A 14,478-nucleotide genomic window follows, 5' to 3' on the forward strand; every position below is an offset into this window, starting at 1 on the left:
TTAATATATTATTAACTGAAAATGTAAAAAACTGTGCTAACACGTTAAGTAATATTACCTTTGCCATATTAACTTGAAATACTTTTAAACTATACGCGTAAAACAATATCCTACTAAATGAAATTAGATAGAAATGTTTTACCACCTATACCAATATATTTTCCATGCCTGCCATTTACCTAAAAAGTAATTATATAGTTTTTCTTCTTTTTTTTATACCTGGCTTGCTTAGCATTAGCACCTCTTTTGCGCAGCAGGATGTTATCGGCAGGAGCACTTTTAAGTTTAAAACTGTAATTGTTGATGCCGGACATGGTGGTAAGGATCCCGGAGCGCATGGCGCTTACTCTAAAGAAAAAAGCGTAGCCCTTAGTATTGCCAAGAAATTACGCGATCTTATTAACGATGAAATGAGCGGGGTTAAGGTAATTATGACCCGCAGCACCGATGTTTTTGTAGAGCTGCATAAACGCGCGGATATAGCTAATGATAACCACGGCAACCTGTTTATATCTATTCATTGTAATTCATCGCCTCAAAGACATAGTACAGAACGGGGAACATTGTTGCTGGTTTATGGTTTTCACCGGAGCCAGGAACAACGTGAAGCCCTGCGCGAGAATGCCTCTATTTACATTGAGAAGGATTATAAGGATAAGTATAACGGTTACGGGAGCGACGCGGTTGTAAACACCATTGTACTGAATGCTTTTCAGCAAAAATATCGTAAACAGAGTATTCAATTTGGCGATCTGGTTGATCGTGAGTTTAAAAAAACAGATGGCCGGCGCAGTCATGGGGTAAAGGAGCAAGGGGTATTGGTATTGGCGCAAAGCGGCATGCCCGCGGTATTAGTTGAAACCGGTTTTATTAATAATGCGGCCGATGAGGAATATCTTAACTCAAATGAAGGCCAAAATGCCATAGCCCGATCCATTTTAAGAGCGCTAAAAAAATATCGCGATAACCTGGAAGGGAGATAAGCTGAGGAATTTTTAGTAGCAAAAAAACCGGCACAATTCAATTGGCCGGTTTTTTTGTTGAATAAGTTTAAAAACGGTTTATGGCTGTTTTACGTACTTCATTGCGGTGCCATCGGTAACCGTAAGGGTATCCTGAGCAACGCTTATTTTGTAAGGTAGTTTATTAAAGATAACCTGGTTTACCGGAGTTCCTGAGCCATTGGCATCCAGTGAATTCTGTTTTTGATTCAAGATAAGGAATATCTGTGAACCATTGGTATTGTAGGTTGCTCTGTACAAAGTGCTGGTTGGTGTACTTGCCGGCGTAGCCGAAACATTAGTTTGGAAAGTGGAGAAATCACCTTCATAAAAAGTGATAATCTGTGTGCTATCTCCTAAGGGGAGGCGATGTATTACCCTTTTCCATACCCCTGTCAGTTTGGTGTCTTCACCTTGAAGATCGGGTTTTTTGGTGCAGGATTGAATGGCAATAATAAAACCTAATGAAATAACCAGCATTATTGCTTTTGTATAATAATTCTTAATGTTCATAGTAACTTTTTAAGTTTACAAATTAGTTTTTTTAGGGTGTTTTTTGAGTTAATAATGCAAACTTAACATTGTTGTGCCAAAAAAGTTTTTATGAGAATAACTTTTATTACGTTTTTTTTAGTACCCAAGTAATTGTAAGATTGTGACCGCTGTTTAGTTGGAGCGCATGCCCGATTATAATTGATTCGCGCTATTTTTGGGTCGATTTTTTGAAAAGTGTTAACTTAGCAAAAGCCATAAATAAATCACTATGGAACCTTTTATAGTTACCATCAATAATGTAGATTACCAGGTCAGCCTTCATTCGGCATTTCCCCGGTTATTTGATGTTTATAATAAGAACATTAATTATACTATAGGAAAAACAGATGCCGGTAATTGGGTATATATAAAGCATGAACCATCGTCGGCTGTTATCCCCCTGGAGCAAATTGGGATGGTTATTGATGAGCATTTACCCGAAGAGCAGTAGGTTTCTCTTTTAAATTCCTCATTGCCGATATGTATTGACATAAAGTCCACTAAAATGGTAGAGATTTGTCATGAAACTTTAATAAAAAGATGTTTAAACATTTATTTTAAAAAAGATCAATTCAAATATATACTTTTGGTGCATAAACAAAAGAAATTTAAAAAAATTAACACAATGAAAAAAATCTTTATCCTTTTGGCCTCAGCGTTTTTATATACGGCTGCATCGGCACAAACTACCTGGAATGCCGACAAAAATCACTCGAACGTTAAGTTTACTGTAACTCACTTATTGGTAAATGACGTTGATGGAACTTTTAAAAATGTTGATGCAACTATAATTGCAGCAAAACCTGATTTTAGCGATGCTAAAGTTTCTTTTACTGTTCAAACAGCTTCTTTAAGTACCGATAACGATAATCGTGACAAACACCTTTCAAGTGCCGATTTTTTTGACGTTGCCAATAAACCAACCATTACTTTCACCAGCACAGGTATCACTAAAACATCTGATAAGCATTATGCGCTTAAGGGTAATCTTACTTTAGTAGGTGTTACTAAACCGGTAACCTTTGATTTATGGTACCGTGGTACTATTACCAACCCAATGAGCAAAGCTGATGATGCAGGTTTCCAGTTAACCGGTGTTATCAAACGTTCTGATTTTAATTTTGGCAGTAAATTTGGCGCTGCTATGTTAAGCGACGAAGTAACTATTAAAGCTAACGGCGAATTTGCTAAAGCTAAATAACTTTTAGGATTTTAGAGTAAGGATTTTGGAACAAGGAGCAAAGACTGACTTACGGAGGTGTTTTGTATTGTTTCAAGGATAGATTAAGGACTTTTGGAGCAATGAGCCAGACATTTTATATTGTTTAGCATTGTTCAAAAGTCCTTATTCTTTTACTCCAAATATCTTTGTTCCAAGAAAGAGTCCTTATTCTTTACTCCAAATATTTTTTCCAAGAAAGAATCCGTGCTCTTTACTTCCAATATATTTGGTCCCAACTACATATCCTCGTCGGCCAACAGTTGTTTCAGGGTATCAAACCAAAGCTGGTTTTTGGTGCCGAAAAAGCTATTATCAATCATGAGGTATATGGTATTGTGCCCATCGGCAACTTTGTAACGAAGCCGTAGTGGCTGCCAAAACGTGCCGTTGTTTTTAATAAGCGAACGTTTGTACACATCATCAAAGCCCAGGTAAACCTGTTCCAGCTGATTTAAGGGGATATCTAAATAGTTGTACCCATCAATAACCAGGGTACCGGTAGTCAATATAATTTCGCCTTCGCGATGGTGTGGGGGCGGAGTGAGCGCAAAAAGCCCTCCAGCCGCGTCAATTAATGTGCATGCTGCAATTTCATGATCATAGCTCCACATTGCCTTACCTATTTGTAAAATTTGCATTGCTTAAATTTCGACATTATAATTGATAACTGCAACCATGGCATTTTATGTATAAGTTACTCAAAATTTCAGCCAAAAATTGCCTGGTGTTGACAACTCACCCCGACATCGCTGCGCTCGTCACCCCTCTCTCCGCTTCGGGCATAGAGGGTTTTTTACTTCGTTTTTCTCCACCCTCTTTCCGCCAAAAGGCGAAGAAAGGGTGGGTCCAGCGAAACGTAGACCGGGTGAGTTGGCTCTGCATCGTGATATTTCTCAACAAAGCCTGTTCTGTCTACCCATGGGCTATTACTTAAAAAAGACTTTCGGAAACCTAACCAAGAATCCTTACTCTTTGTTCCAAAATCCTTGTTCCAAAAATCATTATCTTTGATCTGAAGAACTATTTTTCGCAGTATTTATTATATGGCTACAGAAGTTAAGTGCCCCAGTTGTGGTTTTGGTTTCCCAATAGAGGAAGTGATGGCAGAGGAGTATAAGAAAGAGCTTCGGCTTAAAATGCAGGACTATACCCGCCAAAAAGAAGAGGAGTACCGTAAAAAAGATGAGGAATTTTTAACCAAAGAACGCCTGCAAAAGGAGGCCTTTGAACAACGGCTTGCCGACGAAAAAAAGCAGTTACAATTGGCTATGGAGCAAAACCTGCGTAAATCCATCAGCCAGGATTATGAGAACCAGATGACGATGCTCAAAACATCGGCACAGGAAACCGAAGACAAGTTAAAACTATCGCGGCAAAAAGAATTGGAGTTTTTGCAGCGCGAAAAGCAATTGCAGCAAAAGGAAGAAGAAATGGAACTGGCCATGCAACGCAAATTGCAGGAGCAGCGTAATGAGCTGAGCGAGCAAATTCGTAAGCAGGAAAGCGAACGCCACAGTATAAAGGATACCGAATACCAGCTCAAAGTAAAAGAGCTTGAAAAACAACTTGATGATCAGAAAAAGCTGGCCGAAGAGATGAAACGCAAAGCCGAGCAGGGCTCGATGCAGTTGCAGGGCGAAGCGCAGGAACTGATACTGGAAGAGTTGCTGCGGAATTATTTTCCGTTTGATTTGATCAGTGAGGTAGGGAAGGGCGTTAGGGGAGCCGATTGTATTCAAACTGTGCGTAACCAGTTTGGACAGGAGTGCGGGAAGATCATTTATGAAAGTAAACGTACCGCCACTTTCGGTGCCGATTGGATAGAGAAGTTAAAAAAAGATATGCGCAGTGTAGGCGTGGATGTTGCCGTTATTGTAACCCAGTGTTATCCTAAAGGAATGGATTGCTTTGGCGAAAAAGATGGTGTTTGGATCTGCAGCTTTGATGAAGTAAAAGCGGTATCCTACATCCTGCGGGATGGAGTGATCAAACTATCCAACCAAGCCCGTTCGCAGGACAATAAAGGTGATAAAATGCACTTGCTGTATGACTATTTAACCAGCAGCGAATTTTCTGAACAATGGAAAGCTATCCGGGAAGGCTATATGAGCATGCGCCTGTCCATACAAAAAGAGCGTGATGCCATGGAAAAGATGTGGAAATCGCGCGAGAAACAACTGGATAAGGTATTGCTTAATGCCGCGCATATCAAGGGTAGTGTAGAAGGCATAGCCGGCAGCGATTCCATACAACTAAGTTTAACAGATGATGAGGACGCGTTGTTGTTGGAGTAATATCCGTATTGCTGCTACTTTTTTGAGATGGCAACAATAACAATACCTCCAACCAGCAATATGCCACCCAAATAAGGTGGCCAGTTTACAGTTTTCTGCTTGTCGGCCGATACCTGTACCGGGCCAGCATCAATGATCTTTTCTTTTTTGGTATAGGTAAAGCCCGTCCAGATAAGCATAATGATACCCACAACAATAAGTACTATCCCAATGGTCTTATTCATGGCTTATAATTAAATGGTTATATCATAACAATAAAGTATATCGTGATTTGTTTGCTATTTGATTAAAATATACCCATATCAGCGTTTTTTGATCGTAAACTTTTTATAGATTAGATACCTGGTTTGTATTGATATATGTTTCTGTATAACAGTTAATTAATAAATTAAAATACCCCTGAAAAATGAACAATGAGCTAATACTGGAAACCATATCGGTTACCAAAAATTTTTTTGGCGATAAATCTTCCGGTGTTAATAATATAACCATATTTATACCCAAGGGTAAAATTACCGCTATAGTTGGCGAAAGTGGCAGCGGTAAAACTACATTGCTCAATTTGTTATATGGTCATTTACAGCCAGATCATGGTGAAGTGTTTTTTAAGGAAGAGCAGGTTTTGAGCCGGGAACATGGATTACAGCATGCCCATAAGGTAATGCGCCTGGTTACTCAAAACGGAAGCGATATGGATGCGCAATTGTCTGTTTGGGATACGGTAAGCGCCGGGCTCCATGAAGAAGATAAAAGCCTTACTATACAAAAAGTAACCGAGGCCTTGAATATGCTGCATATTTATCAACTAAAGGAACAACCTTTTGGTAAATTAAGCGGCGGCGAAAAACAGCGGGTAACTATTGCCAAGGCCCTCATCAGTCGCCCGGAAGTATTATTGCTGGATGAGCCTTTTAACCAGGTTGATGCTACCTACCGGGAAGGTTTGCAGCATGATATCCGTTATATTGTACAGGCATGGGGAGTTACCGTGGTTTTAGTATCCCATGATCCCGCCGAGATCCTGTCGATGGCTGATGAACTGATTGTGCTGAAAGAAGGGGAGATTGTAGAGAATGGTAGCCCCGAGCAATTATATCATTCGCCCAAACTCTTGTATACTTCTCTGATATTAGCCAGCTGTAGTCAGCTTACCCCCACCCAGGCCAAAGTTTGCGGTATCAAAAGCAGGCGTGGCGTGGTGGTTATATACGCCGAACATATTAAGATCGGTGCTTTGGGTAACAAATGGCTGGTGAAGCAGGTGCTGTTCAAAGGTTTTTATGAGGAGCTGATCATTGAACGTGAGGGGGTTATTCTCCGGGTAATGAATTATGACAGGGGGAAATATCTCAAGGGCACTAAGATCAGCATCAAAATCAATAAATATTTTGAGTTTGGAAAATGGGAGAATTAAGATAGAATCAAGAAGTTAGAGTCAAGAATTAAGATTTGCTTGCCAAAAAATGAGTTTTTCTTGGCTCTTGATTCTTGACTCTTAGCACAATTATGCCAGTTCCAATTTTGACTGCTTCTCTTTGCGGTATTTGCTTAGGTTGATGAGGAGCACGCTACCCAGGATGATCACCAGTCCGCTTACTTGTAAAAGGGTAATGTTTTCGTGCGCAAACAGTACCCCGAGTATAACCGCTATAACCGGGTTTACATAAGCATATGTACTTACCTGTGTTGCCGGGCGAACCTGCAAAAGCCAAACATAAGCGCTAAACGCGGCTATAGAGCCAAAAATTACCAGGTAAAGTAAAGCGAGCCAACTATGGGTTGGAATATTTTGCCATTGCAGGTTCTGCACCTCGTGATTAAAAAAGCTCGACGGTAAAAATATAAGACCGGCAGCCAGCATCTGCCAGGCTGTGTTTACTGAGGCTGACCCCTGTGTATTGTTATATTTTGAATATAAGGATCCGGATGCCCATGACATGGCAGCTATGAGCAGCAACAACATTCCCGGCAGTTTGGAAAGTCCCGATGAAGAATTGAACAAGCCTTGAATTTGTTCGCTAAACAGTAATACAACACCGGCAAAGCCTATGATCAAACCAACAATGGTAGATGTGCTTTTGAAATTTACGCGCCAGTTTTGTTTGTCAAACAACACAAACCATATGGGGGCCGATGATACCATAATGGCTACCATAGCGCTGGGGAGCGTTTGCTCAACCCAAATCACGGCGCCGTTACCTATTACCAGTAACAAAAAACCGGTAACAGCGGCATGGATGATATTGCGTTTAATAAAGATCTGTTCGCCTTTAATTTTACACCAGGTCAATAACAAAATACCTGCCGTAAGAAAACGAAGCGCGCCCAACAGCATCGGTGGAAACCCATCGACAGCCATTTTTATAAAAAAGTACGTTGACCCCCAAACAACATAAACTGTTGCAAAGGCGATGATAACCATTAATGGTGATGCGGATTTTTGAGGTGTTAAGGCCATGATGATATTTATTTTTCGGGTATAACTAATTGTTGTTCTTCTTTAACCGTTTCCAACACTATGGTGGTGCGGGTGCTGATGATGTTGGGTATCTTGCTAAACTGGTTACGCATAATGCTCATCAATGAAGCAGAATCGTAAGTGCGTACTTTTACCAGGTAGCAATCGTCCCCAGCTACATGATGTACTTCCTGTACTTCGGGTATTTTGGCAAGTTCCAGCGTTGCGCCGCTGTAACCTGGTCCGTCAGCTGCCTTCATAAATACAAAGGCCAGCAGTTTTTGCTGTAAAGCAGCAGGATTGATGCGGGTGGTATATTGCTGGATCACGTTTTTTTGCTCCAACTTTTTTACACGTTCCAGCACACCTGATGGCGCCATGCCTAACTCGCGAGCCATATCGGCATTTGATATTCGGGCATTTTCCTGCATCAGGCGTAAAATGTGCAGGTCGGTTTTATCTAAAATTATTTCTGTTTCGCTAATCATTCTGTAATGTTATATAATTTTTGAATTAAATTCAATATAGCAAATAAAAAATGAATTTAATTCGACAAAAGTGTATATTTAGTGTTTAAACGTATAAATGACTAAAAAATATGCGCGTTCTTTGAAATACGAGATTACCTTGGTATAAAAGTGGCTTGCTAAAAGTTTAGCGCATAAGAATTTAAACGGAGCTAAAAAGTTCCCATATCTGGCTTTTTATTTTGAATATTGATTTAACAGCTTATTTATTTATTCAAAATTATGCCCTGAGGTGCAGCCGTTAAACCCGAAACTTGCTGTATGCTGTCGCGATAATTTAGCTGATGAAGGAGGGGAGATATGGTCTTGAATTGAGCGTACCCTATAAAAAACAAACACCCGTCATGGTTTGATGACAGGTGCAAGTACGATAAGGTTAAGGTATTTTACTATTTCGTAGCCAGCAGTTTTAATAACTTGTCGGGTTTTGTTTCATCAAAAGCTGTTTTTACATACTTGTAGCCGCTTTTAGTGGTTGCAGTAAGTAGTTTAGCTTTATTCCCTTCTTCGTCTAAAACATAGGCTGTACCATTGTCATTGATCCAGTCAAAAAGCACATCTCTTGTAGTAATTCCGCGATTTTGTGTGTAGTCATCAATCCACACTAAAGAGTTGATAGCCAGGTAAGGATTATCATACTCACCCATCGTGCTGTTTACTCCGGTTATTTGTAAGGGCATCGTTAAATATTATCAGGGTTTGAATGTTTTAAAACTCTGAAATAAATGTCAATCGAACAATCCGTGAAAACACCGTATTTTTGCTTGTTTAAACACGGTGTTTTCACGGGTTGTTTTAGTGGATTATGATTCCCGGATAATGTGTTCTATTTTACTGATTTAAATTTTTTTACGGGATTTTATCATTTTTTAGCTGTGTTTTGGTAATATCTGCTAAAAATAGGTGCCATCCCGTATATGTTGAAACTTGTCGAAAATCAGTAAACATCAGTTATGCTTTTTTGCGTAGTTCGATAACGGTAATTTCTGGCCAGATGCCTAAACGGCCCGAAAATGCAAGGAAACCGAAGCCCCGGTTCACATATAAATAACGATTTTTTTCGTTCGCCAAACCCGCCCAGTCAAGGTAACGGTATTTTACGGGGCTCCACCGGAAGCCTGGGATCTCGACACCAAATTGAGCACCGTGGGTATGGCCCGAAAGTGTGAGGTGGATATTGGTTTCGTTATACCTAACTTGTTCTTCCCAATGTGTTGGGTCATGGGATAATAAGATCTTAAAGGCATCTTTTGGTACACCTTGTAATGCTTTATTCAAATTACCGATCTGAATAAAGCCGCGCCCCCAGTTTTGTATCCCGATAAGTGATATTTTTTGACCACCTTTTTCAATGGTCACATTTTCGTCAAGTAACAGACGATAACCTAACGTTTGGTGGTGTTGCTTTAACTTATCCAGATTGGCAGCTTTTGCATGTTCACTATCCCAATGTATATAGTCGCCATAATCATGATTTCCCAATATCGAGAATTGTCCGTAAGGCGCTTTGATCTGGCTGAAACGATCAATATAGGGTTCAATTTCAAAGGCGGCATTATTAACAAGGTCTCCGGTAAATACAAACAGATCGCTTTTTTGAGCTTTAGCCATATCAATTCCGCGCTGCATAGCCTCAGTATTATCAAAACTGCCTGAGTGGATGTCTGATAGCTGGGTTATTGTAAATCCATTAAAAGCATCGGGCAGATCATCAAAATAAAGGGTGACGCGGTGCAGTTTATAATCGTATTTACCCTTAAACATGGCGTAAAACATGGAGGTAAATGGAATAGCCGCGACTAATACCGCTATTTCGCTGATAAACTTACGGCGGGCAGGAAATACAGGGTCGTTACCAGAACGGGAGGTGAGATTGAATAAACCAACAATGAAGCGCCCCAGATCGCCCAGTGATAAAATAATAACAAATACAAGCTTGGTCAGGAAAAACGTAATGAACAAACTTAGTATCCATTCATGAAAGGGACGCATACCATTGGCAGTAGTAAAACTGCCAAAACCGATCAGGAACAAAGCAACTAGCCCAACAGAAATAAAAAGGTAGCCAAACAGCATAGTGTTTCGCCACAGCTGCGATTGCCAGTCGGAGGTTAATGTTTTAAGTCCCGAAAAAATATACCAGTCGAACAATAAACTGATGGCCGAAATAATAAGAAACACTTTTAAAAAACCACTGCCATGCATATAAATAGATATTAACCTGCAATTTAAAAAAAGAATCGTTATTGGAATCAAGAGACAAGAATCAAGATATAAAAAACGTGTCATTGCGAACGTAGTGTGGCAATCCCCAACTTACAGGGTGGCTCTGCTTATAGGGATTGCTTCGTCGTTCCTCGCAATTGACGCTTTTTTTGTTTTTAGCCAGAGTTTGACTCCTGATTCTTATCTTGGCCTCAATTAAACGTAACAATGAAATTATATTATTTATTGTCCGCAGGCCTGTTAATGGCCTTGCATACTAACGCCCAGCAGTCCAAAATTGATACCATATTTTTTGAGGATTTTAACGAACAAAACCTCGACAGGAGTAAATGGAATGTAGAAGTTACAGGCCATACCGTGAACGACGAGCAGCAGGCCTATGTTGATTCAGCGGCTACTATATACATGGCAAAAGGTAAAGATGCTGAAGGTGCTGTAAACGGTGCTTTGGTACTTAAAGCCATATATCAACCCGGCTTTACCAGCAAAGAGCAAAAAAAGTACGATTTTATATCTGGCCGGATAAATACACAACGTAAAATGGAGTTTACCTATGGCACTGCTTCGGCACGCATGAAAATGACCGCTGGTGCCGGGTTATGGCCGGCATTTTGGGCTTTGGGTAACGGTAAATGGCCCGATTGCGGTGAAATAGACATGATGGAAACCATAGGCGATTCAAGTTGGGTGAGCCACGCCCTGCACGGCCCTAATTATTTTGGCGATACGCCGCTGGCCTATCGCAACCATTTTGAAAGAGGTATTGATGTTACGCAATGGCACGTTTATTCGGTTGACTGGAGCCCGGCCAACCTGATATTTAAAGTTGACGGTAAAGTAACTTATACAGTCACAAAACCTATGGTAGAAAAATATGGCCGCTGGGCTTTCGATAATAAAAAGTTCATCATCCTTAATTTTGCGCTGGGTGGGGGATACCCGGCGGGTTATAATAAGGTTGCTAAACCATATTTTGGAATTTCAGAAAGTACCGTTAATAAGATAAAGGCTGGCGAAGCTAAGGTATTTGTTGATTGGGTGCTGGTTACCAGAGTTAAAGCGTAATTTGTTGTTAAAATTTGTTAAAGAAACGTAACAAAGCCATGGCAGACATACTACATGCCTTGGATAGTGCGTTTTGTTTATAAAATGCAAAAAATGTAAAATTGTCATCAAATTATGGCTCTAATTTTACTTTTTTTAAACATTGCCTAAATAGCAATTGCATATTTTTGAATATTGATCATTAACATCAAACATCTACTATTATGGCCATATTAACAATTCAGATCCCCGACAACGAAGTACATACTTTATCAAGTATAGTTGAACAAGTAGCAGGCAGCGTAATAAAAATAAACGCCGACGAAGACATACACACCAATGAGTGTTTACAAAAAGAAGATTTTTTTATCCAGAATAAACTGGCTAAATCGGTACACAAAAATTATCTGTGGAACGATTAAGCGTCGATTATTGAATATGATTTTAACTGTTAATACACCATAAAAACAGGAGCCCGGCCCAACAGCCGGGTTTTTGTTTTTTATGATGGGGGGCCTGTTCTTGTTTTAAATATCCGGTTTACAGCAACAAGCAAAAGGCCGAGTACTAAAAATACGATCAGCAAGATCAAAGAATTGATGAGTACTTGGCTGTATCCCAGTTTATCTACATTAATAAAGGGATAAGGGTAATAGTTGATGATGGCTCCCCGGATAACGGTGTATATCAGGTAAAGGAACGGAAACCAAAGCCAGTTTAAGGATTGTGTCCATTTTAATTTTTCCTGCCGCGCAAAGATCAGCCAGTAAATAACAAATAATAAGGGGTTTACCGAATGCAGTAAATCATCAGCTAATTTAAACAGACCGGTTGGATGCCATAAGTTACGCAGTATGATATTATAAACAAGACCAACTACTATAATGTATAGGCAGATTCCCCCGAGTACATATTCTCTTGAAAAAAATCTGTAAAGAGCGTTTGATGGTTTTAATAATAAAGTCCATAAACAAACGCCAACCATCAGATTGCTTTGAATGGTGAAAAAGCTCAGTATTTGTATAATAGCATTTAACAGGCTATTATTTACTTTCATATAAGCCGGTATCGAGATACTTACCTGCAATATCAAAGCAAACCATACTACCAACCCGGTTGCTGCAGCATAAATAGTTGCAGCTTTACTGGGTTTGTATGGAGATAGGCTGTGTTCCATGTTTAGCTATCAGCTTACTTATTGTAATGCTGCTTGTTGTTCACGTTAGTTAACATAACCTGTAATGACTGATCGTTGTTTTTAATGCTTTCAATAATGCCTGCGTTGTTTCTTACAAAATCCACTAAAATATCGGAGGCTTCGTTTGTATTTAAACGTTTGCTGGTTCTGATATTCTTTATCAAAGCCTCTGGTGTACGTATTAGCCCCCATGGAAGTCCCCACCAGCCTAATAGCGCGGTTTTTAAAGTGGCCGCCTGATTTGTCTTTTTTAAACAGGCAGGGCAGCCTATGGAAAATGCTTTTTTGTAATGTATGAATATAATAATACTAATAACTGTACCACTTAAAGCTGCATTAAGCTGTTGAGATGTATCACCGCAGGTGGGGCATGACTGGCTGCGTATAAGGGAGATGTAGCTGTGGAGCTGGGTATCGTCTATATTATTTAGCTGCACATCTATACCTCGTGTAATCCCTTCATCCAATCCACGACTTTTTATTTCGGCTTATAGCAGTTCAAGGGCTTCTGGTCGTAAGCTTGCTGCATCGGTAACTGCCAGTCGGGTGAGTTTATCATCGGGCAGGTTTTTATAGGTAAGACTTAATTGCTCTAAGGTTGGTTGCATAAAGTTTAAATAGTTTTAAATATAATAAAAGAAACCGATGCTCAAACATATTTCAATAAAGAGTAATTGCAATACTTAATAAATGAATAAAATGCTTACCACTAAAATCCACTTTTATGCTGTAATTTAGAGTATACGGGTAACCACATCAGGATGTTATCCGTACTAAATGTTATGAATGGCTATTTGACCATACCTAAATCTATTTACTGCAAACTTTGCAAAACTTGTGGTGCGCGCCCGGTTATCAAAGCGGGTGAGGCAGGTTTGTATGTGGTTAGATGCCCCAATGACGACAGACATTATCAAACCCGCTCCGGATTGATAGATATAGATGACTGGAACCGCAACAATTCTGTATATTATGTGCCTGGTCGCGATTTTAATCCGCAGGTATCCTGTTAAGTAACAATTCACTGACTTTATCCGTCCACTTCGTTTAAACCTATATCTTTAGGCTTTAAAACCAACAATCAAATGAACACTTTTTTGAATTTAAGTTCGCATAAGGCCGACAGGCTAAAATGGGGTATACTTTTGCTGGCATTTATTTTACCAGGTTTTTGCCAGGCCCAAACTGCAACAGATGCTGCGCCGGTAGTTGACCACATTGCTATTTGCGTTCGTGATCTCAAAAAAAGTACTGCCTTTTATACCGAAGTGATGCATCTGCAAAAAGTACCCAATCCATTTGCCGATACCTTGCACCAGTGGTACAGCCTGGGCAATCATGTAAAACTGCATGCGATACAAGGTAACTGCAGCTATAAGCATGATATTACCGAGCACCTTTGCTTTGCCGTAGGTTCTGTTAAGGAATTTGCCAAAAGGCTGGATGAGTTACATATCCCTTATGGTAACTGGAAGGGTGATAGTAAGGAACCAACGTTAAGACCCGATGGCGTTTTGCAGCTTTATTTTCAGGACCCCGATGGATACTGGATCGAGATCAACAGCCCGGCGAAGGGGAAATAGGAGGGAACAAGGAGTAAGGATTTATGGAACATAGATGATAAGGACAAAATCTCAGCTTATTCTATAAATCTTTGATCCTTACTCCACAGATCCTTGCTCAAAAATCAATACTCCAATTCCCGGCATTGGATGCCCGCCTTTTGTAAAAGACTTTCAATCTGGCGTGGGCATACGCCTTCGGCTTCAATACGCAATATATTATCACAGTCTTCCAGGTCAAAGTTCCACTGCATAATGGCCGGAACTTTGGTAAGCAGGGTAGTAACCCTGTTTACCTGTCGCCGTTCTTTAACGCTTGTTGAAAATATCAGCACATCCATTTTAATTATTGAATTATTGATTTAGTGAATTGGTGAATAGTGAGTGGTCAGTGGCGAATAGAGAATAGATG

The 14,478-nt window shown here is 39.9% G+C and carries 19 protein-coding genes; 9 read left to right on the top strand and 10 right to left on the bottom strand.

Annotation, left to right across the window (positions count from 1 at the left end):
* Positions 1-164: 164 nt before the first annotated feature.
* A complete protein-coding gene (locus ACNURT_RS10860; protein ID WP_419701767.1) occupies positions 165-983 on the top strand; it encodes an N-acetylmuramoyl-L-alanine amidase family protein in 819 nt (272 codons plus the stop codon).
* Positions 984-1,061: 78 nt separating this feature from the next.
* Here the strand turns inward: ACNURT_RS10860 and ACNURT_RS10865 are convergent, their stop codons facing one another.
* On the bottom strand, positions 1,062-1,514 hold the full coding sequence (locus ACNURT_RS10865; RefSeq protein ID WP_419701768.1) for a hypothetical protein: 453 nt from the start codon (positions 1,512-1,514) through the stop codon (positions 1,062-1,064).
* A gap of 250 nt (positions 1,515-1,764) precedes the next feature.
* Here ACNURT_RS10865 and ACNURT_RS10870 point away from each other — a divergent pair, with 250 nt between their 5' ends.
* On the top strand, positions 1,765-1,986 hold the full coding sequence (locus ACNURT_RS10870) for a hypothetical protein (RefSeq protein ID WP_419701769.1): 222 nt from the start codon (positions 1,765-1,767) through the stop codon (positions 1,984-1,986).
* A gap of 174 nt (positions 1,987-2,160) precedes the next feature.
* Positions 2,161-2,736 carry a YceI family protein gene (locus ACNURT_RS10875; protein WP_370998201.1) on the top strand — a complete coding sequence of 192 codons (576 nt, stop codon included), beginning with the start codon at positions 2,161-2,163 and terminating at the stop codon, positions 2,734-2,736.
* Between the two features lie 257 nt (positions 2,737-2,993).
* On the opposite strand, the gene ACNURT_RS10880 is transcribed toward ACNURT_RS10875, so the two are convergent.
* Positions 2,994-3,395, bottom strand: a complete 402-nt coding sequence (locus tag ACNURT_RS10880; RefSeq protein WP_370998200.1) for a hypothetical protein — start codon at positions 3,393-3,395, stop codon at positions 2,994-2,996.
* Between the two features lie 405 nt (positions 3,396-3,800).
* Between ACNURT_RS10880 and ACNURT_RS10885 the strand changes: the two genes are divergently transcribed.
* Entirely contained in the window at positions 3,801-5,051 is a 1,251-nt protein-coding gene (locus ACNURT_RS10885; protein WP_419701770.1) for a DUF2130 domain-containing protein, read from the top strand.
* A gap of 14 nt (positions 5,052-5,065) precedes the next feature.
* On the opposite strand, the gene ACNURT_RS10890 is transcribed toward ACNURT_RS10885, so the two are convergent.
* Positions 5,066-5,275, bottom strand: a complete 210-nt coding sequence (locus ACNURT_RS10890; protein WP_419701771.1) for a hypothetical protein — start codon at positions 5,273-5,275, stop codon at positions 5,066-5,068.
* 182 nt (positions 5,276-5,457) lie between these two features.
* On the opposite strand from ACNURT_RS10890, the gene ACNURT_RS10895 reads away from it, so the two are divergent.
* Positions 5,458-6,465, top strand: a complete 1,008-nt coding sequence (locus ACNURT_RS10895) for an ABC transporter ATP-binding protein (protein WP_419701772.1) — start codon at positions 5,458-5,460, stop codon at positions 6,463-6,465.
* Between the two features lie 90 nt (positions 6,466-6,555).
* Here the strand turns inward: ACNURT_RS10895 and ACNURT_RS10900 are convergent, their stop codons facing one another.
* The 4 genes from ACNURT_RS10900 to ACNURT_RS10915 all read right to left on the bottom strand — a co-directional run bounded on the left by ACNURT_RS10900 (position 6,556) and on the right by ACNURT_RS10915 (position 10,217).
* Positions 6,556-7,509, bottom strand: coding sequence for an EamA family transporter (locus tag ACNURT_RS10900; RefSeq protein WP_419701773.1), 954 nt, complete (start codon positions 7,507-7,509; stop codon positions 6,556-6,558).
* Positions 7,510-7,517: 8 nt separating this feature from the next.
* On the bottom strand, positions 7,518-7,997 hold the full coding sequence (locus ACNURT_RS10905) for an Lrp/AsnC family transcriptional regulator (protein WP_370998194.1): 480 nt from the start codon (positions 7,995-7,997) through the stop codon (positions 7,518-7,520).
* 428 nt (positions 7,998-8,425) lie between these two features.
* Complete coding sequence (locus ACNURT_RS10910; RefSeq protein ID WP_370998193.1) at positions 8,426-8,716, bottom strand: hypothetical protein; 291 nt, start codon at positions 8,714-8,716, stop codon at positions 8,426-8,428.
* Positions 8,717-8,987: 271 nt separating this feature from the next.
* Complete coding sequence (locus tag ACNURT_RS10915; protein ID WP_419701774.1) at positions 8,988-10,217, bottom strand: metallophosphoesterase; 1,230 nt, start codon at positions 10,215-10,217, stop codon at positions 8,988-8,990.
* A 252-nt stretch (positions 10,218-10,469) separates the two neighbouring features.
* On the opposite strand from ACNURT_RS10915, the gene ACNURT_RS10920 reads away from it, so the two are divergent.
* Both ACNURT_RS10920 and ACNURT_RS10925 read left to right on the top strand, forming a co-directional pair.
* Positions 10,470-11,327 (top strand): glycoside hydrolase family 16 protein, encoded by an 858-nt coding sequence (locus tag ACNURT_RS10920; protein ID WP_419701775.1) that lies wholly within the window; start codon positions 10,470-10,472, stop codon positions 11,325-11,327.
* A 203-nt stretch (positions 11,328-11,530) separates the two neighbouring features.
* Complete coding sequence (locus ACNURT_RS10925) at positions 11,531-11,728, top strand: hypothetical protein (protein WP_090466280.1); 198 nt, start codon at positions 11,531-11,533, stop codon at positions 11,726-11,728.
* 80 nt (positions 11,729-11,808) lie between these two features.
* Here ACNURT_RS10925 and ACNURT_RS10930 read toward each other — a convergent pair whose 3' ends face one another.
* Complete coding sequence (locus tag ACNURT_RS10930) at positions 11,809-12,483, bottom strand: Pr6Pr family membrane protein (protein WP_419701776.1); 675 nt, start codon at positions 12,481-12,483, stop codon at positions 11,809-11,811.
* Positions 12,484-12,497: 14 nt separating this feature from the next.
* Positions 12,498-12,971, bottom strand: coding sequence for a hypothetical protein (locus ACNURT_RS10935; RefSeq protein WP_419701777.1), 474 nt, complete (start codon positions 12,969-12,971; stop codon positions 12,498-12,500).
* 315 nt (positions 12,972-13,286) lie between these two features.
* Here ACNURT_RS10935 and ACNURT_RS10940 point away from each other — a divergent pair, with 315 nt between their 5' ends.
* Both ACNURT_RS10940 and ACNURT_RS10945 read left to right on the top strand, forming a co-directional pair.
* Complete coding sequence (locus ACNURT_RS10940; RefSeq protein ID WP_419701778.1) at positions 13,287-13,517, top strand: hypothetical protein; 231 nt, start codon at positions 13,287-13,289, stop codon at positions 13,515-13,517.
* Between the two features lie 72 nt (positions 13,518-13,589).
* Positions 13,590-14,087: a VOC family protein gene (locus ACNURT_RS10945; protein ID WP_370998187.1), complete on the top strand. Its 498-nt coding sequence runs from the start codon at positions 13,590-13,592 to the stop codon at positions 14,085-14,087.
* 104 nt (positions 14,088-14,191) lie between these two features.
* Here the strand turns inward: ACNURT_RS10945 and ACNURT_RS10950 are convergent, their stop codons facing one another.
* The gene (locus ACNURT_RS10950; protein ID WP_419701779.1) at positions 14,192-14,407 is read right to left on the bottom strand and encodes a hypothetical protein; all 216 of its coding nucleotides are present in this window, start codon (positions 14,405-14,407) and stop codon (positions 14,192-14,194) included.
* Between the last annotated feature and the right edge of the window lie 71 nt (positions 14,408-14,478).

Origin of the sequence: Mucilaginibacter sp. NFX135 (genome assembly GCF_048565145.1) — a bacterium.
Lineage (GTDB): Bacteria > Bacteroidota > Bacteroidia > Sphingobacteriales > Sphingobacteriaceae > Mucilaginibacter.